This is a genomic window from Paenibacillus sp. FSL W7-1332, assembly GCF_037969785.1.
Lineage (GTDB): Bacteria > Bacillota > Bacilli > Paenibacillales > Paenibacillaceae > Paenibacillus_AQ.
The window spans coordinates 7,393,211-7,417,234 of record NZ_CP150209.1 but is presented as its reverse complement, the minus strand read 5'-3'; the positions used below and the strand labels follow the sequence as shown (position 1 = coordinate 7,417,234).

Below are 24,024 nucleotides of genomic sequence, written 5' to 3'. Positions count from 1 at the left end.
ATGACCGTTCAATCGAAAGAGATAAACTTAGATCAACTGGGCGGAGCGATATACCCAAAGACAACCAATGGCGAGCAGTTGAGATGGCATTCTCCGCTTGAAGCGCCCTTTCACATCGCGGGCTTCCCTTGGCTTGCGCAGGATGGGATATACAGACGCCTGCCCTTGGCTTCAGGGGCTGTCTTGCCGCCTCCGGTTGATACGCTTGCTTATTGTACGGCAGGTGGGCAAATTCGCTTTCGCACCAATTCTTCAAGGCTGGTCATAAGGGTGCGTCTTGCCGGACCGGCCAATATGTATCATATGCCGCCTACAGGGCAGTGCGGGGTTGACTGCTATCTTGGAGAGCCGGGAGAGCAGAGCTTTATCACCACGGCTAGATTCAAACCAACGGAAAGTGAATATGAATCCCAGCTTTATCAGTGGGATACAAAAAAAGAGGTGGCCGTCACCTTAAACTTGCCGCTCTACCAAGGGGTAGAAGAGGTATGGATCGGTGTAGATAAGGATGCTGTCATAAGCGATGCACCTGCCTATGCAAGCAGTAAACCCGTCATTATATATGGAACTTCGATTACGCAAGGAGGATGCGCCTCCCGGCCGGGTATGGCTTATTCTAATATTCTTAGCCGTATGATTCCGGTGGAGTTCGTAAATCTAGGCTTTTCCGGGAGTGGAAAGGGCGAGCCGGAGCTCGCGCAGATCATGTCGGAAATCGATGATCCGGCGTTATTCATTCTTGATTATGAAGGGAATACGGGCGAGGCTGGAAACATCGCACGAACGCTGCCTGCCTTCATCCAAATTTTAAGAGATCGGCATCCCCAAGTTCCTATACTAGTAGTCTCAAGGATTAGCACTGCCGAAGACCAGTTCTATATGGAGAGGAGGGAGCTTAATGATCGTCGCAGGCTGATCCAAATTGAAAATGTGGAACAGAGACGGACAGAAGGAGACCGTAATATTCATTTCGTTGACGGCTTGAAGCTGCTGGGCGATGATTTCGTCAATGATTGTACGGTAGATGGAACACATCCAACGGACCTCGGATTTTTGCGCATGGCACAGTCGCTTGCACCTATCATTAAGCCATTGCTGCGACTGTGATGAACAAGATAGATGTTATGAACAGCCTTCAGACTGCATTTTTTGGTTAGGGGCTGTTTGTCTATCAGTCAGACACCTGTATTACCATTAAGCCGAAAAAGGAGAGGATTTTGATTGAAGTCCCAAAGAAGAAGTCTGCCTTTTATTGTGATGGCTTGTTTTATTGCGGGGGTTATTAGTCTTTGTTACGGCATTAATGTATCCGCGTCTTCAGATAAAGAAGAAGGTGTTTCTCAAAAAGAGAGGGCTAAGTACTCAGGAGCTTCACTCTTCAAAGGTCACATGCATTCCCATACATCTCTCAGTGATGGGATATTGTTGCCCAATGATGCTTACGATTTTGTGAAGGCTAATACAGACTTTGATTTTTTTGCAGTGACTGAACACGACGTGACTTATGACATCAGTACGGGCAGTGATTTTATTACGAATGTTCAAGACTCTTATTCAAAAGAATACAAGCTGCTGCATGAGCAATCCGATGCTCACAATCGTGATAACGAATTTATTACGCTGCCTGGTACGGAGGTGACCTGGTATGATGAATCGGGTCATATCAACCTATTTAATGCCCCATGGTTTGCAAGAACACATGGAGTAGGCGCGGATGGCACTTGGGGCTGGAGCGACATCAAATATGATTTGCCAACCTTTTACGCAAGACTTGCCCAAGATCCTCATGCGATTGCTCAGTTTAATCATCCACGTTTGTCAGGCAATTGGAGTTTCAATGAATTTAAACATTATAACCGAGACGTTGACAGAAACCTTAATATGATCGAATACAAATCCTCCAATGATTTTGCAGTCTATACCAAGGCATTAGATCAAGGCTGGCATGTTTCTCCTGTGTTTGGCGGAGACGAGCACAAAGGAAATTGGGGGATGGTTCAGCCCCATGTGACCGGTATGTGGGGAGATAACCTTACAAGAGAAGGTCTTTACGAGGCGATGCGAAACCATCGCACCTATGTATCATTTGATCGGAACCTAGAAATGGCAGTTTCCGCAAAAGGTCAGATGATGGGGGCGATCCTTCCGGCCGATACAAAAGAAATCAATCTTTTCGTACGCATGAATGACCCTGATGCTAACGATGTTTTGGATAAAGTCGTTATTTACAAAAACAGCGGAGAAGTTCTCAAGGAGTACCGCAGCATTGCCAGTAATAAATTTGAAAAGGAAGTAACCTTAGCAACCAAAGATGGGGATTATTTCATCGTTAGAGCTTTTCAGGCAGACGGTGAAGAAGCGATAAGTGCCCCAATTTGGATTGGTGATGAAACGAGGGGCACGGTGCACGCGCCTGAAATTACGGTACATGGGCAATATCCGGACACCATTAAGCTTGGAGATCAAATAGAAGTGCTGGGCGCTTCGGCGACGGATCATCGCGGTCAATCTTTATCGGTGGAAGCCATCGTTTTAAATGATAAAGGAGAAGTAGCCGCTCTAAATCAGCATTTCAAGGTCGATATGTATGGAGACTATTTCATTAAGTATGTAGCGACCGACGCTCAAGGAAATACGCGTGTTGAACTTATTCGATTGCTTGTTGATCAACAAAATCTGGACGCTGATAACATTTTAAATGAATTCCAACCCATTGTTAATGTTGGTGAGAATGAACGTGAAGTAGGAGTAAATCTAGTAACGGATAAGGCGTTAGAAACGTCGTATGTTCAGTATAAACCGGAGTCAGTGGCAACATGGGACGATGCTGAAGTGGTACAAGCGGAAGTCTCTTATTTTCAAGCCGCCTATGGTGATACGTATGACAAGAGTAACTATCGCGTTCTTGCAGCTCATGAAGCGAATATAACAGATCTCGACTTAGGGACTAAGTATGACTATCGGTATGGAATGTCACCGACTGGACCTTGGAGCGGCAGTTATAGCTTCAGGACCGCGCCAGCTTCAGAGGAAGCCGTTATGTATGTGATGGGAGATCTTGGAGTTCCGGATCGAAATCCGGAAAGCTTCCAGCTCTTTAAAAATATGCTGGACGTTCTGCAGGAGAAAAATTCAAACGGACAGACGGTGATCCAAGTCGGAGACTTGGTCGAGAACGGCGGCAATATGTATGCTTGGGATGATGTGTTTAACCATATTTACAACCATGATATGGGGCTAGTTTCTGCTCACATTGTCGGGGACCGTGAACGTGCGACAGAGCGGAAGCTCGTGCCGTTCTCCGGGTTTTTCAACCTGCCGAAGAACGGTGAAGGCAGTTACCGGGAAACGAATTATTCGTTTGATTATGGCGATATGCACATTGCTGTTCTGAATTCTGTGCTGGATTTTGACAAGCAGCTGTCATGGCTGGAAAAAGATTTGCGAGCAACCGACAAGAAGTGGAAAATCGTTATGGGGCATTATCCTTATTATGGCGGTCAATCCGGCGATGAGACCGGTATGGACATGATGAGAGTGAAATTGTCTCAAGCATTTGAACGCCTTGGCGTTAGTTTGTATATTGGTGGTCATGATCATGTGTATAAACGGACAACCATACGAGATGGTGTAAAGGATATATCGGAAGAAGCGATGAATTTAGGAACAACTTTTGTGACCGTTGGTTCATCAGGTCCAATGTTCTTTGATAACAAATCATTTGACTGGGATCATATCGTTTATGATGAAAATAAGCAGACGGGTGTTATTTTAGAATCAAACGATCAATCGCTCACCTTGAAAGCTTACAACAGCGACGGTGTTGAGATTGATTCATTTACGATTAAACAACCGGCCAATTATTTGGAATTAACGAGCGCAATTGTGGAAAATAACGTCTTGAAGGGCGTTGGGGTCTTGAATTACCCGAGCTCGCGTGAACGTGTCACCGTGATCGGGGAAAAGCGGGATCATACAGGTGAACAGCTGTTGGAAACAGTTATTCAAGAAGCAACGCTAGAACATCTCGGACGAGAACAAATCATCTTATTTGATAACCCTCTTGCATTTGGCGATGAACATACGATCGTCGTAAGATTGGTTAATAATCCAATCGATCAAGAGCCGTTAACAGACCCGTTCATAGCGAAAGAAGGAATGCTGGGCGATGGTTCGGAAGGCAATCCATATCAAATCAAAAGTGCCAGTGGACTTTATAAAATGCATGAATTCCCGGACAAACATTTTATTTTAGACCGGGACATTGATGGGAAGGGCGTGTTTTTCGAAGCGATTGGCGCAAATGGCACTCCATTTACGGGTACGTTTGATGGGCAAGGGCATACGATTACAGACGTTATGATCTCCTCAGGCGGCGCAGGTCTCTTTGCCATTAATGAAGGAATTATTCGAAATGTAGGAATCATCCATGCAGACATTGATGTTCGCCGGAGCAATGTTGGAATCCTGGTGGATCAGAATGATGGAATCGTGGAATATGCCTACAGTACCGGAGCTATTCGAGGCAATTCTACAGTTGGCGGTCTTGTGGGCTACTCGAACGGTATCGTTAGAAACAGTTATTCAACAGCTCGAGTTAATGCACGGGGCAAGCAAGCCGGCGGCATGATCGGGATTACGAATCGGGGGAGTATAACCGAACAGGTCTATGCCATGGGAGCCGTCATAGCAGAAGAATCCAATGCTGGCGGCATCAGCGGATACGGTTATAACAATACGGTCATTCAAAATAGTATGGCATTAAATCCATCGATTGTTACAGGTACGGCATCGAATCGAATTGTCGGCAGAGTGTTAGCTGGGGATAAGGCAACTTTAGTCAATAATTACGCCGATGAAAATATGTTTGTTAGCAGTGAGAACGTTACGGTCCCTGATCCAAACAATGAAAAAGGACAGGGGGTGGGTGCAGAAGCATTCACGAAGCCAGCTTTTTTCATGGAGACCCTTGGTTGGGACTTTGATTCGATCTGGATCTGGAATGAAGATGCCAAGCGTCCATTACTGCAAAGTAATTTGGAACAAATTAACGAAAACCATATTCCAAAGCCGAAGCTTGATCGGAATGAAGATGGGTACTACATCATTCGTTCGGTTAGTGAATTAAAGACCATTTCAGAATTTCCAAATGAAAATTATATATTGGAAAACGATCTTGATTTTGAAGGGCAGCTTTTTGATCCTTTATTTAAGGGGACGCCTTTCCTTGGCATATTTGATGGAAATAATAAATCCTTAACCAATTTCAAATCAGAAAATGGCGGCTTATTTCATCTCAATGGCGGAACGATTAAAAACATAGCCATGGTTAATGCACGCGTTACTGGCGGAAGTAATATCGGTATACTCGTTAACACGAACAACGGAACGGTAGAGAATAGTTATGTAACGGGCTCAATCGAAGGCTCCAGCACCGTGGGCGGTCTGGCGGGCTATTCCAATGGCATCGTGCGAAACAGCTATTCTACAGCAGATGTAACGGCCCAGTTGAACCAGGCTGGCGGCTTGATCGGCATTACAAACTCAGGCAGTTTAACGGAAAACGTGTATGCATCTGGAGCCGTTCGGGCGCTTAGAAGTAATGCAGGCGGAGTGACTGGCTACGGCTATAATGATACGGTTGTTAAAAACGTGATTGCTCTCAATCCTTCAGTCGTAACGCCGACGATGGCGAACCGTGTGGTGGGACGAGTGCTTGCGGGGCATACCGCAACGCTTGAGAATAATTATGCGTTTGATGGCATGATTGTGGATGTAGAAGGCGAAAGTATTGCCGCTGCTGACAACAGAAAAGGTTTAGGGCTATCCCAGCAACAGGTTGAAGATTCCAATACGTATATCCATATATTGAAATGGGATTTTGAGTCGGTTTGGATGTGGAATGATGCTTTACAGCGTCCGGTTTTGAACAGTAATCCCGAAGAGGCAAGCGAGCCTGTCGTGCCTTTAGAAAGAAATGAAGCAGGTTATTACAGAATCAAATCCATTGCTGATTTGAACGTTATGGAAAACTTCCCGGCGGAAAAGTATATGTTGGACCATGATTTGGATTACGCCGGACAACCGGCTGAATCGCTTTTTAAAGTGGTTTCGTTCATCGGTGTTTTGGATGGCGACGGGAAGAAAATAGTTAACTTTCATTCTTCGAGCGGCGGCTTATTCCATCTTAATGGCGGAGTGATTAAAAATATAGCCATGATCGATGCCAGCGTCACTGGCGGAAGCAGAATAGGCATACTCGTCAATACGAACAATGGCGAGGTAGAGAATAGTCTCTCAACCGGCTCCATTACAGGCTCCAGCACAGTGGGGGGGCTAGTAGGCTATTCCAATGGCATCGTAAGAAACAGCTATTCAACCGCGGATGTAACCGCTCAGGTAAGTCAGGCCGGCGGCCTAATCGGAATTACGAACTCGGGCAGCCTAACAGAAAACGTGTATGCGTCTGGAACCGTTCGAGCGATGACGAGCAATGCGGGCGGAGTGACTGGATACGGATACAATGATACGGTCGTCAGAAATGTCATTGCCTTGGGCCCTTCGGTTACGGCGCCAACGATGGCAAACCGGGTGATGGGACGAGTTCTTGCGGGGCACACCGCTACGCTCGAAAATAATTATGCATTTGACGGCATGATAGTGAATAAAGAAGGTGTCGCTGAAGGAGCTTTGACAAACCTTAAAGGATTAGGCCTATCTGAAAGTGAAATAGAGACTCCATCCACCTATACAGATAGGCTAGGGTGGGACTTTAACGCGATTTGGAGATGGGACGATATGGCTAAACGACCTCTTTTACAATCGGTATCAGCAGGCGACAATGACGAACCGGTTACACTGACTGAGATTGAGCTCGAGGGGCCGGTTGTACTGGTCGTTGGAGAGAATGCCCAAACGGTGACTACCGCAGTGTACAGCGATGGAAGCCGTGAAAAGGTGGAGGCAAACGTCATCTATACAAGCAGTGATCCAACTATAGCGGAGATCAGCGCTAGCGGTGTAGTGACGGCGAAGTCGGAAGGAACCGTACTCATCACGGCAGAGTATGAGGGCTTGACTTCATTCTATGAGCTAACCTTGACTCAGAAGCAAATCGATATGGAGGGGGTCACCCAAGGCGTGGATGCAGAAGCCGCGCTTCCGTTCACATCTTCGGTCTTTGTCGGAACGGGGGAGCGGTGGATCACGACCACCTTCCTAACATTTATGGCGGTGAAGCTATGAGACTGCTTAAGCGGAACGACATTTATTATGCCGGGAAAGGTAAATAAAAGACCCGATTAAAGGAACCCCAGGTATTGGGCAGTTTAATGAAATGAGTCCGGTAATTATGCCGGGCTCATTTTCTTTATATGTCTGGTTCCGGTTCCAACTTCGTATTTTTTCGCTGATAGACCTCGTTATGAAGCGCAGGATCAAAACAGCAGTTGACATTTAAAGAAATTTTATCGGAATAGCAAACCCTTTTATATCACTGAAAAGGGTAATCTACTGGCATTACAACTTTGTTTTGTTAGTATTCATCTTTCAAGTCCCTGGCTTGTATAGTTTTTGTATAGAAGTGAATGATACAATTCGCGATGGTAGAGAACCCCCAGGTGAAGAGACTTTTTGCATACTTAAGACTCTATCTATAACAAGCTTATTATTCAGGATATGTTCAGATTTGCCACATATAATGTCAAAAGAAGCTACCAAAGCACTATATTAGACATAATTTGATAAAATACAACAAACATAAGACCTGAGCACCTTGTATTTTTATGAAAAAAGAATCAAAATTTAAGTAGTTTTTCTACCAAGTATTACATATAAAGCTCGTACGATAAGAGCAAACCTGTTGAAAAGCGGGGACGCAAAGCTATAGGGGCTAATGGTGCTATTGACCTATGCCAGCCAGTTGCCGAATACGATGGAAACCTCCGTCTATTGGCATTTGCTTTTTGGATGGAGGTTTTTAGTTATTCTATTGAAGGAGTCGAGTGCTGTGAAATAGCCGTAAGTCTATCGGTTTTTCTGAGTCGAATACGCAGCTCTTAAGACCCTGACATAGCAGTTGAAAAAGTAGTGAAAAAGAGGTGGAAATGGGCCGTCACTACGGTGAAAATGGAAAACTTCACACCAAGAAAGGAATGGATCTAAATGCTAAGCAACAACATTAATTTGCGGAAAATTGGAGTTATGTTTCTGATTTTTACCCTTGTCTTCACGGGCCTTGGGGTAAGCTCAGGAATGCCAGTCATTTATGCTGCTTCTTCGGAAGTTTATGTATCTAGCGGAGGCGATGATACCACAGGTGATGGATCCCAAAATAATCCTTATGCTACTTTGTACAAAGCCTATCAAGAGGTTCCTGACGGGGGAACGATATATGTCCTGAACAATATCGATTTGTCAATCAATGCTGACAAGAAGTATCTTCATCTTCACCAAAACAAGAGTGTTACGATTTCGACAGACCCTAATGCAGTAAATGCCGCTGTCATTCAGCGCGGCTCGGCAAAGGGTGCTGCAAGCGGTGAGCCGGGAGGAGATAGAGACACCCTTATTCATCTTGAGCAGGGCCAGCTTACACTAAGAAATATTATCATTGACGCCAGCTTCGGTGGAGGTACTTTCCAAGGCAGAATTATGAATGTCTATGGGGGGAGACTGATCATTGAAGAGGGTGCTATTTTACGTAACAGTCCTTCCGATTTTGGAGGGAGCGCAATCTATTTCGAAGGTAAAGGCACAACTAGAGCGGTTATAGAAATGAAAGGTGGAGAAATCACAAGTAATAAACATACGACTTCAGGCTCGAGTGCGGTCTTAATTGTTAAAAATGCAGAGTTCATTATGACCGGAGGTAAAATCACTGACAATAGGGGCGGAGGGGTTGAGCTCTCGTCGAGCAACGATAATCGATTCGTTCTTTCCGGTACAGCACACATCTCGGGGAATACAGGATCGAGCCCACAAACTGAGCGAAACCTTGTTTTGCTAGGCAATATGTTCCTTGCTCTAGACAATAATTTTACCGGAGAAGCAGGTATTACAGCCCATAATCGCATGACTGTGGGAAGTAAGTTTGGAGTGGCAGCCGGAGCCGGTTTGACGGGGTTGGAGAACCTTTTTTCCGATAACGGTCATCTTCTTGCAAGTTATGGTGTAGGCAATAATGATTTGGTATGGAAATCATTTAAGAACGAATTAAGCCAACCAAGTACCAATGGCGAGAAAACAGGGACGAATCCGACATTGAGCGGTGTAACAGAACCTTTTGCGAAAGTAACGATTAAGATCGTTAGTGCAGCAGACCCGACATTTATCATCACTGAGGAGAGGACTGCTGACGCGAACGGAAACTGGGAGTTCCCAGTTGACAAAGCCCTGAATACAGGTGCATATACGGTCAATGTTACAGCTAGTATAAATAACAATCAGTCGGAAACTGTGACTAGACAATTTGAAGTAGTAGACAAAACGGCACTGCAAGGGAAGTACGATGAAATTACAGCCGAAAACCTGGTAGAGGCTAAGTATACCGAAGCAAGCTGGAAAGCACTTAACGATGCCATGACGAAGGCAAAAGAAGTGCTGGAGAATCCAGCAGCAACGCAAGCTGAAGTCGATGCTGCGCTGACGGCGCTTGAGAAAGCTCGACAAGATCTAACTGAAAAAACAGTAGATAAAACGGCACTGCAAGGGAAGTACGACGAGATTATAGCCGAGAACTTAATCGAAACCGAGTATACTGAAGCAAGCTGGAAAGCCCTTAACGATGCCATGACGAAGGCAAAAGAAGTGCTGGACAATCCGGCAGCAACGCAAGACGAAGTCGACGCAGCGCTGACGGCGCTTGAGAAAGCTCGACAAGATCTAACTGAAAAAACAGTAGATAAAACGGCACTACAAGGGAAGTACGATGAAATTACAGCCGAAAACCTGGTAGAGGCTAAGTATACTGAAGCAAGCTGGAAAGCCCTTAACGATGCCATGACGAAGGCAAAAGAAGTGCTGGAGAATCCAGCAGCAACGCAAGCTGAAGTCGATGCTGCGCTGACGGCGCTTGAGAAAGCTCGACAAGATCTAACTGAAAAAACAGTAGATAAAACGGCACTGCAAGGGAAGTACGACGAGATTACAGCCGAGAACTTAATCGAAACCGAGTATACTGAAGCAAGCTGGAAAGCACTTAACGATGCCATGACGAAGGCAAAAGAAGTGCTGGAGAATCCAGCAGCAACGCAAGCTGAAGTCGATGCTGCGCTGACGGCGCTTGAGAAAGCTCGACAAGATCTAACTGAAAAAACAGTAGACAAAACGGCACTGCAAGGGAAGTACGACGAGATTACAGCCGAGAACTTAATCGAAACCGAGTATACCGAAGCAAGCTGGAAAGCACTTAACGATGCCATGACGAAGGCAAAAGAAGTGCTGGACAATCCGGCAGCAACGCAAGACGAAGTCGACGCAGCGCTGACGGCGCTTGAGAAAGCTCGACAAGATCTAACTGAAAAAACAGTAGATAAAACGGCACTACAAGGGAAGTACGATGAAATTACAGCCGAAAACCTGGTAGAGGCTAAGTATACTGAAGCAAGCTGGAAAGCACTTAACGATGCCATGACGAAGGCAAAAGAAGTGCTGGAGAATCCAGCAGCAACGCAAGCTGAAGTCGATGCTGCGCTGACGGCGCTTGAGAAAGCTCGACAAGATCTAACTGAAAAAACAGTAGATAAAACGGCACTGCAAGGGAAGTACGACGAGATTACAGCCGAGAACTTAATCGAAACCGAGTATACTGAAGCAAGCTGGAAAGCCCTTAACGATGCCATGACGAAGGCAAAAGAAGTGCTGGACAATCCGGCAGCAACGCAAGACGAAGTCGACGCAGCGCTGACGGCGCTTGAGAAAGCTCGACAAGATCTAACTGAAAAAACAGTAGATAAAACGGCACTACAAGGGAAGTACGATGAAATTACAGCCGAAAACCTGGTAGAGGCTAAGTATACTGAAGCAAGCTGGAAAGCCCTTAACGATGCCATGACGAAGGCAAAAGAAGTGCTGGACAATCCGGCAGCAACGCAAGACGAAGTCGACGCAGCGCTGACGGCGCTTGAGAAAGCTCGACAAGATCTAACTGAAAAAACAGTAGATAAAACGGCACTACAAGGGAAGTACGATGAAATTACAGCCGAGATTCTGGTAGAGACTGATTATACCGAAGCAAGCTGGAAAGCACTTGACGATGCCATGACGAAGGCAAAAGAAGTGCTGGACAATCCAGCAGCAACGCAAGACGAAGTGAACTCAGCACTGGCAGCTCTGGAGAAAGCTAGAAACGAGCTGACGCCAGTGGTTACAGTCGACAAAACCGAACTGCAAAAAAAGGTTGACGAGATTATAGCCGAAAACCTGGTAGAAACCGAGTATACCGAAGCGAGCTGGAAGGCCCTTCAAGAAGCCATGAATGCGGCAAAAGATGTACTGGGCGATCCAACAGCAACGCAAGATGAAGTCGACAAAGCGTTGGCAGCTCTAAAACAAGCAGAGAAGGACCTTGTGAAGCTGGGTGGGGAACTGGATGATCTTAACCTTCTTGGTCTAACAAATGGGGGCAATCGAGAAATCGAGTTAACTCCACCGTTCGACCCGAACCAGAACAAAAACTATTACGGAACTGTTGCGAATGATGTATACGGCATCAGCCTGAATCCAGTGGCAAAATATCCGGACGATACCCAGTTTAAAATCATCGTGAATGGTCTAGAGTATTCTGCCGACAAGTGGAATAAGCTTCCGCTTATCGAAGGTGAGAACTTGATCACAGTCGGCGTCTATGACAAAGCCAATAAGCTGATTAACGAGTATACCTATATCATCGTTCGTGAGAAAGCGTCCGGTAATGACAACTCCGACGGTGGCAACAATGGTGGTAGCAATAATGGTGGCGGTAACTCGGACACAATTAATCCAACAACTCCACCAACATCGGACAACACGGTGAAACCGGGGAACATCGTAATAACCATTAACGGTTCGAATGTATCGTTCGCTTCGGGCACGGTAAACGGTGGTCAAGCGACGGTTACGATCGATAAGGACAAACTGTCCGGTATTCTTGCGGACGGTAAAGGACATAAACTCGGCATTAGCGTACCGGGTAACGGCGATGTTGAAGTTCGAGGATTGACGGTTGAAGATCTGAAGAAGCTTTCTGATACCGGCTCCAGCTTGGATATTGAAGATGTGCTGGCGATTTATCCGGTTCCTGCAGGACAACTCGATGTGAACGCGATTAGCAAGCAGTTCGGCAATGCTCCGATCAGCGACATTGCGGCAAACATCAAGATCAAACGTTCTGGCGATGAGTTGGCTAAGCTTGCCCGCGAGAAGGCAGCTCAAGGCGGTTATGAACTGCTTGTGCATCCGGTCGACCTCGATTTGGCCTTTATGCATGACGGAAAAACGGATAGAACGGGATTATTGAACGGCTATGCGCCAAAATACATCGCAATTCCGGAAGGCGTAGATCCGAACCGGATTACGACAGGCGTTATCGTTAATCCGGACGGCAGCGTATTCCATGTACCGACGGTCGTAACAAAGGTCAATAACCGTTACTTCGCACTCATCAATGATCTTCGCAGCAGCGGCACTTACTCGGTCATCTGGAATCCTCAGGATTTCGAGGATGTAAAATCCCATTGGGGCAAACAGGATGTCAACAACATTGCCGCAAGACTGAGTCTGAAAGGCAACGGTAATAATACATTCTCGCCGAATCGTTATGTCACACGCTCGGAATTTGCTGAGATTGTCGTGTTGGGCCTGGGCTTAATGCGTCAGGATGCATCGCAGGCTAATTTCTCTGATGTACCGGCCTCAATATGGTATAAGGACGCTGTATCCATTGCGAATGAATTTGATATCGTTCGCGGTTATAATGACGGCAACTTCAAAGGCGGTCTGCAAATTACGAGAGAGCAAGGTTTTGCTATGATTGCTCGTGCGTATCGTTTGATTGAATCCGAAGATGTGCCAAATCAGGAGCAGATTGCTACTACGCTGGCACAATATACGGATGGGGCCAATGTAGCGGCTTGGGCAAAGGCAGATGTAACCCAATTGATCTATGCGGGAATTATTCAAGGCAACGGGCCGGAAGCTCTTAGTCCGAAAGCGCAAATGACACGTGCCGAGGTAACCGCACTGATCGCAAGAATGCTGAAAGTGACCAACCTGATCGATAAATAATGGAGTAATGTAAACAACCATTGATGACATGGAGTCGTCAATGGTTGTTTTTTCATTTATTTTAATTATGCATATTGGACTTTCAGGTCGTCCCTAAGTACTGATCTTATCCAGTATCCCGCTGGATGGCGATTGATGCTATGCGAAGGATGGCTAATCCCAATGCTCGTAAAGCTGGGAGGTTCGAACGATCCGGCGAAGTGGGAAGAGTTCGGGCTGAAGAGCCGAGCCCTCCCTCATGATAATCCCTCCCAATCTATTATTGAGATTTGTAAAGTGAAGGTAAATCTTCAGGTTGTAGAGATTTTGTAGAGATTAGGTTTTTAAACTATGAAAAAGAATGTGGAAATTAGGGCTAAGGTAGGAGGTGTAAAGTAGGGGAACTCCGCATGATTTCGATGATGCAAGGGGCTGCTGGGATCAAGCAAATAGAAGATGTCTATTCGGTTGAGATTTATCGGGTCGATGATCTTACTATCGCTTAAAATTTCAACAGTTTCGGGAATGGAGGAAAAATGTGTCTTGAAACTAAAACGCAGCATAGGTAAAGCAATACTCTCTTTCTGCCTGGCAATTATGCTTGTCTTGCAGACAGTGGCGTTCTCTGTCACTGGATATGCGGATAGCGCGCCAAGCGATTCCGGGGTGGTGGCCGTTAACGAAGCCAATTCGCCGAGCGAGGACGAACCGCCGTCAGTTACTGAGGCGGTGTACGATGTGCCGAACAATTCCATAGTGATGATGGCAGCACCGATGGACAAAACGGTGGTGTTCATGGATGCTAATTCAAACTTTCCGCTGAAGGTGACGCAGGGAACTGACATTGCTCCAGGCGGTACGATCCAGGGCCGACAGCCATTCACGCTCAAGTCGGAAGGTCTCAAGGTGCCAGTGAATGGTGATGACGCTGATCCGACTAATGCGGATCCAAACCAATACATTCAAAAGGGTGACTGGATCGAACTAAAAAGGGATGACTACTTCAAGGAAGTGGTGCTGCCGACAGCTACTAAAACCCTGAATGCACTGACTGATTCAGGCATGAAAAAGCTTGGTACCGCTTATTTCACTCCAAATAGCATCAGGATTGTATTTGATGGTGACGATGGTTTTTTCAATGGTATTGGACGAGCGGTTACCTTCGGCTTTGAAACCACTGCCAATTCAGATGTAACGGGCATGAATTACGGCGATACGAAGCCTATCTCGGTTTTCGGGGGATCGTATGAGCTAAAGAATCCGGATGTTACGCCGGCGTACAGCATCAATTTGACAGGAAACAACTGGCCAAAGAATGGGAGCTGGACTTGGTGGTATGTGATCGTCCCAGCTTATCAAGATGGTTATTTGACCTTCCAGTCTACGCCATCCTCTTTTGATGTGCTTGATGCAACAATGAAGCTGCCGTTAGATGGGATGACGTTCTATACGAAGCCTTCCGATTACCGTATGGTCTATGTACCGGGATCCTTCACGGTAAACGGCTCTAAGGTAGACCCAACCATTGATGTAGATGGCAGTCTGAGCTACATCTTCCCGCCAGGAACGGGGGTGGATCCAAAGGTTGAGTATCAAGCATGGTTTAATAAGGATGTGTATTATAAAGAGTATCGGGGCGTGGCAATCGATCCCGGTCGAGGTGGCGGACAGCGTTTTGACCCAAAAGTTGAACTGAGGGATACGAGTGCTGATGTAAAAGCCAGTGCAGCACGGGAAACGTGGGTTGCACCCGACTGGATTCAAGCATCGGGCTCTTATGACCATCCAAATGAATCCATTACATGGAAGGTCACTGTTAACCAATATAACAAAAAAGGGTTAAAGGACTTTACTATCACCAATGTATTACCTGCTGGGCTGGACTTTATATCAGCTGAATGGCAGACATGGGTGGATGGCGCTACATCTGGAGAAACACCAATTACACCAGATTCGAACGGCGTTTATTCCCTTGGGGATATTAACGGTAAAGTAGAATTAGTGATTAAGAGCAAGGTAACAAGCGGTTCCAGCTTCAGAATAGATCCTCGTGCCAACTGGAACATGGATACACCAGATGGCATACAGAACAACGATGTCACGACCGGTATAAGACCTAACGCAGTGACGGATGAGGCAATTGTCAACATCGGCGCGCACACGTTTACAAAAACAGGCTCTATTTCGATGGAGGATTATAACCTGGGCGGCATCACATGGACCGTTAATCTAACGCCACAGTATGCTCTGCCAAATGCGGCGGTATATGATGTGCTGGTGCATGGCGGAGATTTGAACGTCTTGGACAATGCTGTGGATGAGACCGGCGAGGTGAGCAAGGAAACAATTGCGAAAATCAAAGCAAATGTTACCTCCTACCAGCTTTGGAAGCAGTACCATGATGAGACCTTGAAGACCAATGCAACCGGCCTGGCCATGAAGGCTATTCCTTTAACCGTGGACGGTAATGTGGTGGCGGATTTGATCAAGGTGACCGGATACACCGACAAAGCTGCATCCTTCAGCTTCCGTGCACTTGAGACGAACCCTGATATCCTCTTCAGGCAGGATATTAACGCAGGGAAAACAAGCTCAAATCGGGCTTTGCTCATTGACGGTGAAACCGTAAAACAAGCGCAAAACAGCACTAATCTGCACCTGCGTATGCTGAACAAGGATATGCTTACCGCATCCTATCCTATGAAGAAGGACGGGACGGCTGACACATGGTATACTCCGAACAACGTTAACCGCTATATCGGTTATGATAGCTCATCAAGCGGCGACGAATACACCTTGGCTGGCTATGACCGAACAACTAAGGCGGTCACCTTCCGCCTAGGGGTCAATATGCCGGGCTACAACACGGTCAAAATGGCGGAAGCCGGCGGAAGTCGGGTTATCACCAATGTGAAGCTGGTGGACACCTTACCGGAGGGTTGGGAGTTCGTTCCGTTTTCCGAGGAGAAGGATTTTGAGCTTTGGAAAGGTTATTCGGACAATGGCAGCGGCACCGGCTATGGGGTTCGAAACAACGCTATTTCAATCATCGAGCCGAACGACCCTGCACATGTGGTGAGTTTCTCCCATAGCGGCAACGTAGGCACCTTCACCTTCTCTGAGCTGGAAAGCCCTTATGTCATTCTGGTGAAAGCAAGACCCTCCAATGCGGCTCTGGAGAAATATTTGGAGGAATACACGACCAACGGAACAGACAAGCAGGTGTTGTATAACAAAGCCGACCTTCATATGACATGGGGCGGAGTGGAAAAGGTCGCCACCGAACAGCGCAAAGTTATTGTACCTATTCAGACACTGGGTAAGTCGGTAACTAAGCCAGTTCCAGGGGTGCTGGAATGGACGGTGAACTATACCCCGCCATTCAACATGGAGCAGGGCGTGTTGTTGCAGGATACGATAGGTGCTAACATGAACCTGCGCTATGACGTAAACGGAGAGCTTGTGCTGACCGCGCCTAGTATGGCAGTGTACCGTGCTAAACTGACTGCCAGTGGTACTCTGGAAAGAGAGGGCTCGGCACTCGACCTAAGCGATCCGATTGCTGAAGTTCAGGTGGAAGCTAAACCGGGTGCGGATGGCAAGACGATCCTAACCTTTAAGATGGACGACCCGAACCAGTTCTACCAGTTTGTGTACCAGACTGAGGTGGACAATACCAAAGCAAAAGCTGGCGACAAGATGGGCAACGAGGTTAAGCTGGTGGGCGATGACAAGCTAAAATCTGTCAGCGCCACGAGCGAAAGCACTCTTGATAATTCAGATGTAGCCGGCAGTTCAAGTTCCAATGCTCTATTACCATTGAAAAAGGTTGATCCTGACGGTAAGCTGCTGCAGGGTGTACAGTTTACACTGTATAAGAAGAGCGATGGAACGAAGGTTGCAGAAGGAACAACCGATAGCGGAGGGAAACTCAATCTGTTGTTCCCGGATCCGGGTTATTACGAGCTGAAGGAAACTTACATTGATCTGAATACCTGGCTGCCGATCACCCATGTGTATCAAGTATATGTAGGAAACACGCCAGGGAAGCCTATCTGGGTAGATGGCGTGAAAGTAACCTCTGAAAATCCGCTGATCGTGCCTACGCCGGCCCAAGGCAAGCTGACCATTTCCAATAAGGTGGAAGGCAACGGCAGCGATCCGAACAAAGAGTTCGAATACACCGTGACCTTCACCGGCGAAGGCAAGGACGGAGAGTACACCTATAAGAAGCCAGATAATACGTATGGCAAGATCAAGAGCGGAGACAAGATTACCCTCAAGAATGGGCAAACTGTGATGCTCCCCGCATTGCCTGCGGATCTGGTCTATACGGTAACTGAGGCCGATTATACGACCGTTGATGGTTATACGACCATACCGGAGAAGAGAGAGCTGTCTGGCTCAATCGTGAATAAAGGCGACCACAAAGCAGATTTTGTCAACAATCGAAACGTTAGCAATCTGACCGTCAGCAATACCGTAACCGGGGACGGCGCAGAACTGGACAAGCCGTTCAAGTACACGGTGACCTTTGACGGCGCAGGAAAAGATCATGCCTACGATTATGAGCATTCAGACGGCACGAAAGGCAAGATCAAATCCGGCGATACTTTCACGCTCAAGGATGGCGAGACCTTTAAAATTAAGGATCTACCAGAGAATTTGAAGTATACGATCGCCCAGGACGATTATAAAAACGATGGCTACGCGACCACCCCTACACTGTCTGATGAGGGAGTTATGGCGGGTGCCGATCGCAAGGCAGATTTCGTTAATAAACGGACCGTCAGCAAGCTGACCGTCGGCAATACGGTCATGGGCAATGGCGGCGACAAGACGAAGGAGTTCGAGTACACCGTCATCTTTGAAGAAGCAGGCAAGGATGGAAGCTACACGTATACGAAGTCGGATGGCGTGACGAGTACACCGGGGGAGATCAAATCTGGCGAATCCTTCACACTTAAGGATGGAGAGGCGCTGGAAATTGTAGGGCTGCCTAAGAATCTGAAATACACGGTGACTCAGAAGGACTACACAACGGACGAATACGTGACCACCCCTGAGGAACGGTATTATACCGGAGTCATGGAAGGCACAGACGAAAACGCCCATTTCACGAACGTGCGAGTTATAAAGGGCGGCCTGCTAATCAGCAACACGGTTAAAGGTAAAGACGACGATAAGAAAAAGCTGTTCAAGTACACGGTCACCTTCACAGGCAAGGGAGATAACAAATCCTACTCCTATGAGAAGTCGGATGGCAGCAAGGGAACGATCACGAGCGGAGACACCTTCGAGCTTACAGATGGCCAGACGCTCGTTATTGAAGGACTTCCGACGTATCTCAAGTATGAGGTGACCCAGAATGATTATACGAAAGACGGCTATGTGACGGATCCTGAAAGTCTCGTTCGCACAGGTACCATTCCGGAGAAAAAGGTGGCTGAAGCGCACTTTGTCAATACCCGCCCGTATCTGGAAGGCGTACTGCGTGACAACAACACAGGAGAAGTCATTCCGAATGCATCCATCACGGTGACCAATCTGAAGTCAGGTGAGAAGCAGACGATTCAGACGAATGAGAAGGGTGAATATTCCGTCCCTGCCGAGGCGGATACCGACTATACGATCACGTATACGAAGGTGTACACGGTAGGCGGAAAAGATGTGCCTATCGAATTCACGCAAAAAGCAAATGTGGACGGCAGCGTGACGGACGAGACCGTTCCGGCGGACATTACGGCGGTAGGGATTGTTCTGTTCAAGCAGCTGGATGGAACAACAGCACTATTCAACAATTCGTTTACCAGCCAGATGCATATTTATTTGAAAGACAAGGACGGTAATTATATTCAGGAGAACGGTCGTCCTAAGGCGTTCCCAATGGCTTCCAATGGCACTTTCTCCGTGGAAGGGCTAAGCGAGCAGAAGTACACCATGGAAGTTCGCTATAAAGCCGAGACGGGCGAGGAACTGCTCCTCAAAGTGACGCAGCTGGACGTGAAGGCTAACGGAGAGCTGAATATCTCCGAGGAATTGGTCGACCCTTACGGTACGGTTTATGATGAAACGACAGGAGATGCCATCACTGGCAAGAAAATTGAAGGAGCCACGGTGACATTGTATTATGCGGATACGCAGCGGAACAGAGATAAAGGCCGTACTCCGGATACGAAGGTAACGCTTCCTCCGGTTCCGAATTTTGCGCCGCACGACAACAAGAGCCCAGAGCAAGATAGCGACGCAAATGGCTTCTACGCGTACATGGTGTTTCCTGAAGCGGATTATTATCTGATCGTAACGAAGGACGGATACGAGACGCACAGAAGTGATACGATTTCTGTCGATTTCGACATTGTGAAATACGATGTGCCGATGAAGCCGATCAACACCGGCGGCGGACCAGGCCCTGTTAATCCAACTCCAGAACCGGAAAATCCAGGCCCTGTTAACCCTACTCCAGAGCCGGAGAACCCAGGCCCTGTCAACCCAGCTCCAGAGCCGGAGAATCCAGGCCCTGTTAACCCAGCACCAGAGCCGGAGAACCCAGGTCCTGTCAGCCCAGCTCCAGAGCCGGAGAATCCAGGTCCTGTCAACCCAGCACCAGAGCCGGAGAACCCAGGTCCTGCCAGCCCAGCTCCAGAGCCGGAGAATCCAGGTCCTGTCAACCCAGCACCAGAGCCGGAGAAACCAGGCCCTGTTCCTGATCAACCTGGTTCCGAGCCTGGCAACATCAACAATGAGAATAACAACATCGACAACGTGCCTGATGTCAGCGACTTAGCCGATAAGGGTGCGGGCAATGGAAATAACGAACTGGACGATGCTCCGGAAACCGGAGACAACAGCGTATCGCCAATCTTCTATATGGCTTTGGCGCTGATGTCCTTGATGACGATCGGGTTCTGTCTACTCGGTAACAAGAAGAAAAAGCACATCCAATGATCGGAAAGGCGGTAAGAAGAAAATGAGCAAAATCAAAAAAATTCTTATCGCCGTTTCCTTCCTTGTGTTGGTATTTTCTCTCGTCAATATTGCGAGAATTTCCCTGCGGGATTATGCTGAGAAACAGAAAATCGAAGAGCTGGCAACAGCTTGGGAGGAAGGATCGAACAAAGGCGGAGGGGCTGCATCCCCCTCCGTTTTGTTCAATAAGGCGAATGAGCCAGTCATGCTTCCCGAATTTCGAGAGCTTTACGAGAGGAACTCGGACATCGTCGGCTGGCTGAAGATGGACGGCACCCGAATTGAGTACCCGGTCATGCAGAATCCACAGGATGCGGAGTACTATCTCAATCATGATTTCGATAAAAAGGAAAACAAAGGCGGCCTCCCTTTTTTGGACGCGCATAGCCGGACCAACGGTTCGGACATTGTGCTGATTCATGGGCATCACATGAAAAGCGGCTGGATGTTTAAAGACTTAATGAAGTACAAGAACGAAAGCTTTTATAGAGAGCATGCAACGTTCCAGTTCAGTACGCTTTACGAAAAGGAAGAGTATGAGATTGTAGCCGTTATTCTGTCAAAAGTTTATCGCAAATCGGACGATGTTTTTAAATACTACCAGATTGAGAATGTAAGTACGTCGGCCGAGTTCGATTCGTATGTTCAGAACATCAAAAAACTCGCTCTTTATGACACAGGCGTAACAGCCCGGTATGGCGATAAACTTATTGTACTGTCCACCTGCGAGTACTCGACCGAAAACGGCCGGTTAGCGGTGGTCGCCCGAAAGCGTTCATGACGATGTTGAAAATCAGAGTGAAGCTGCTTTATATCGCGTTCTCCTTTGGAGGACGCGATTTTTTTAGGCTTTATTTGATCCAGTTTGGGGCATCCGTTTAGGTACTCTTATTTTTCGGCGATGGATCCGTTAAGCTGAACCTCATCTACCGCAGGTACTTTTTCAAACGGCGGTGATCGGACTCGCACTTCCTTGCGAAGGTGAGGAGCTCGTTGCTTGCGTGTTCTGGTGGACGTCGGTAGTTGGATCTGGCAGAGCTGCCGGCGTTTAGCTCACGGAGTCACGCAAGGTCCAAAAAGGCCATCCCGTATAGGATGGCCTTAAATCTTGTCTTAGAAGGTCGCAGAAAGGGCGGATACTTGTCAGAAGGCGCCGAATCGGCCGCCTGCGGCCACGCCCTTGGGGGATATACGTTCAATCTCCGCCAGATCGTCAGCTGACAGTGTCACTTGCAGCGCTCCAAGGTTCTCTTGCACGCGGTCCAATCGTTTCGTTCCCGGAATCGGCACGATTTGCTCGCCCTGTGCCAGGAGCCAGGCTAGACTCAATTGGGCGGGGGTGCAGCCTTTTTGAGAGGCCATTTTCTCGATCAGGGAGACGACCTCAACGTTCTTGGCGAAGTTCTCGCCTTGGAATCGCGGGTAATAGCGCCGATAGTCGTCTTCCGGCAAATCCTCAAATTTTTTGATCTGGCCGGTTAGGAAGCCGCGGCCAAGCGGGCTGTAGGGGACTAGACCGATACGCAGCTCCCTAAGAACCGGGAGAACTTCGTCCTCTACTTCCCTACTCCATAGGGAATATTCGGTTTCGACTGCGGTTAAGGGATGTACCGCATGAGCCCGTCGAATAATATCGACAGGCGCTTCCGACAATCCGATGTATCGAATCTTCCCTTGCTTTACGAGGTCAGACATCGTGCCGACTGTTTCCTCAATAGGGGTATTGGGGTCGGGGCGATGCTGGTAATAGAGATCAATGTAATCCAGTCCCAGGCTATAAAGGCTGGCATCAACGGATTTTTTGATGTAAGCGGGATCCCCTTTCGGACCTTGACCGTGTGTAATTCCGAATTTGGTGGCGATAACGGCCTCATCGCGCCGAGCTTTAAGCGCACGTCCGACAAGCTTCTCATTTCCCCCGAACCGCCCGAGCATGTATTCCGTCCCATAAAGGTCGGCTGTATCAAACATCGTCACGCCCATATCCAATGCTCCCTGAATCGTACGCACGGATTCGTCGTTGTCAGGCATCATCATGGTTCCAAGGCTGATGGCCGACACTTCAAGACCTTCTTCTCCTAGTTTTCTTTGCTGCAGCATAGGTACCCCTCATTTCTGACGTTAGGATTATTCGAATATGAGCCCATTCTAATCGATCCTTACCAAGGCAACCACACAACGTTTTTACTAGTAAAAATATTAACGGTCAGCACCCGGATCCTCTGTAGCCGGGGTGTAAATGCAGATGTGGATATCCGGGCGGTCAGACAAATTCACCAACGAATGGATATCATAAGCAATAGGTTGATGGATACCGGGGGGCTGCAAAACAATCCGGTTGACCTTTTTGAGTTGAACATCGTATTGTCCCCACATTCGATCGAATTCAGGGCTGTTCTGAGTAAGCTGCTCTACTGCCGTCTCAAACCAAGGGTCATCCCGGTGTTTATCGTAATAAGTTCGGAACACGCCCACCGAATAACTCGAGAATTCTTCTATATTCACGATGCGATTGCGCATTTCCGTATCTTCGAACAACAAACGCATGAAATAACGTTCTTGGACAGGAATGGAAGCAAAGTCGGTGAACGTCTCCTGAGCTGCCTTGTTCCAAGCGAGCACTTCGCTTCTCTCATTGGTGATGTGAGAAGGGTACGTCAATTGATCTATAATCTTCTGCATATGCGGATCTACGACGGCTGGGCCCGCAAAAGGCGTCTCGAATGCATGCGGGTTCCAGAGCTGGTATAAATGACTCTTCTCGGCTGGAGATAATCGGAGTGCTTGGGCGATGCTGTCGATCACATCTTTGGACGGGGTTAAATCCCGCCCTTGCTCCAGCCACGTATAGTAGGTGACGCTCACGCCCGCTAGTAAGGAGACTTCCTCGCGCCGCAGTCCGGGCGTCTTCCGTTGCCCGTTGGCGAATTCCAGGCCCGCATCCTTCGGCGAAAGTCGTTCTCTGCGTGATTTGAGAAACGCTCCCATTGCCTTTGCTTTGCTGTTAGTAACAGTCATAGATCAATCACCACCTGAATGTTTGGTATTGAGCTTCATTTGATAACAAATAATCGCTTTAGAATTACGATATTATTTTACTATATATAGACTCCCGATGTGGTTGATGAAGGTGCGGCAAAAATAATGGGGAATAATGGATTAACTGTCGCCAAGGCGAAGTTTGTTAATAAAAAAGGAAAGAACCCCCCGAGTCTGGAGAGTTCTGTTTATTGAGTACGATTGACTTATCCACTGTAAGGAATGGCATCAAAAAACGGGGTCACGGCGTAGGTGGTTTACCAGACGCGGAAGACCCCGTTTTGGTACTCTCCGCAAGCCTGGTAATCGACTCAATGTCTTGATCGGTTAAATGATCAAGGAAATATTTGCGTATTGCCTTGGAAACTATGGGACGGGCATCATCCAATGCCGCTTCTCCAATAGAAGTGATGATGACTTGAACACCGCGATCCGTGTCTAACGGCTTCCTCATCACAAGTCCGCGTTTTTCCATCCGCGTCAAATGGTGTGACAGTCGACTCTTGTCCCAGTCCATCGAGTCGGCTAATTCCTGTTGGCGAAGGTTGCCGTTCCCCAAAAGGACTAACCGATCCAACACCCCATAATCACCCTCTGACAGTCCTGTCTGCTCGGACATCTCTTTTATTACGCGACCGAAGATGCTCTGAAAGGAGCCCTTCCACATATGCCATATTCGCATTTCCTCTTGGTTTAGCTCGTTCTTGTTCATAGGAACATCATAGCATGGTTGACGTGTCAACTACAATATGCTACAGTTGACGAAGGTTGACA

General features: G+C 47.5%; 9 protein-coding genes and 1 riboswitch. Of the genes, 6 read left to right on the top strand and 3 right to left on the bottom strand.

The window, feature by feature from the left end:
- The 6 genes from MKX98_RS33580 (at position 1) to srtB (ending at position 20,992) form a co-directional block, all read left to right on the top strand.
- Entirely contained in the window at positions 1-1,107 is a 1,107-nt protein-coding gene (locus tag MKX98_RS33580; RefSeq protein ID WP_339220711.1) for an SGNH/GDSL hydrolase family protein, read from the top strand.
- A gap of 114 nt (positions 1,108-1,221) precedes the next feature.
- Positions 1,222-7,245, top strand: a complete 6,024-nt coding sequence (locus tag MKX98_RS33575; protein ID WP_339220709.1) for a CehA/McbA family metallohydrolase — start codon at positions 1,222-1,224, stop codon at positions 7,243-7,245.
- 596 nt (positions 7,246-7,841) lie between these two features.
- Positions 7,842-7,929: riboswitch (cyclic di-GMP riboswitch) on the top strand.
- 234 nt (positions 7,930-8,163) lie between these two features.
- Positions 8,164-13,263, top strand: a complete 5,100-nt coding sequence (locus tag MKX98_RS33570; protein ID WP_339220708.1) for an S-layer homology domain-containing protein — start codon at positions 8,164-8,166, stop codon at positions 13,261-13,263.
- Positions 13,264-13,425: 162 nt separating this feature from the next.
- Positions 13,426-13,575 (top strand): hypothetical protein, encoded by a 150-nt coding sequence (locus tag MKX98_RS33565; protein WP_339220706.1) that lies wholly within the window; start codon positions 13,426-13,428, stop codon positions 13,573-13,575.
- 210 nt (positions 13,576-13,785) lie between these two features.
- Complete coding sequence (locus tag MKX98_RS33560) at positions 13,786-20,190, top strand: carboxypeptidase regulatory-like domain-containing protein (protein WP_339220704.1); 6,405 nt, start codon at positions 13,786-13,788, stop codon at positions 20,188-20,190.
- 22 nt (positions 20,191-20,212) lie between these two features.
- On the top strand, positions 20,213-20,992 hold the full coding sequence (gene srtB / locus MKX98_RS33555) for a class B sortase (RefSeq protein ID WP_339220702.1): 780 nt from the start codon (positions 20,213-20,215) through the stop codon (positions 20,990-20,992).
- 362 nt (positions 20,993-21,354) lie between these two features.
- Here srtB and MKX98_RS33550 read toward each other — a convergent pair whose 3' ends face one another.
- The 3 genes from MKX98_RS33550 to MKX98_RS33540 all read right to left on the bottom strand — a co-directional run bounded on the left by MKX98_RS33550 (position 21,355) and on the right by MKX98_RS33540 (position 23,962).
- A complete protein-coding gene (locus MKX98_RS33550) occupies positions 21,355-22,308 on the bottom strand; it encodes an aldo/keto reductase (protein ID WP_339224653.1) in 954 nt (317 codons plus the stop codon).
- A gap of 102 nt (positions 22,309-22,410) precedes the next feature.
- On the bottom strand, positions 22,411-23,229 hold the full coding sequence (locus MKX98_RS33545) for a helix-turn-helix transcriptional regulator (RefSeq protein WP_339220700.1): 819 nt from the start codon (positions 23,227-23,229) through the stop codon (positions 22,411-22,413).
- Between the two features lie 262 nt (positions 23,230-23,491).
- Entirely contained in the window at positions 23,492-23,962 is a 471-nt protein-coding gene (locus tag MKX98_RS33540; RefSeq protein ID WP_339220698.1) for a MarR family transcriptional regulator, read from the bottom strand.
- Between the last annotated feature and the right edge of the window lie 62 nt (positions 23,963-24,024).

Excerpts from the sequence above, each read along its gene's own strand:
- MKX98_RS33545 (WP_339220700.1), bottom strand. The coding sequence starts at position 23,229 with ATGACTGTTACTAACAGCAAAGCAAAGGCAATGGGAGCGTTTCTCAAA.
- MKX98_RS33540 (WP_339220698.1), bottom strand. The coding sequence starts at position 23,962 with ATGAACAAGAACGAGCTAAACCAAGAGGAAATGCGAATATGGCATATG.
- MKX98_RS33580 (WP_339220711.1), top strand. The coding sequence starts at position 1 with ATGACCGTTCAATCGAAAGAGATAAACTTAGATCAACTGGGCGGAGCG.
- MKX98_RS33565 (WP_339220706.1), top strand. The coding sequence starts at position 13,426 with ATGCTCGTAAAGCTGGGAGGTTCGAACGATCCGGCGAAGTGGGAAGAG.
- MKX98_RS33570 (WP_339220708.1), top strand. The coding sequence starts at position 8,164 with ATGCTAAGCAACAACATTAATTTGCGGAAAATTGGAGTTATGTTTCTG.
- srtB (WP_339220702.1), top strand. The coding sequence starts at position 20,213 with ATGAGCAAAATCAAAAAAATTCTTATCGCCGTTTCCTTCCTTGTGTTG.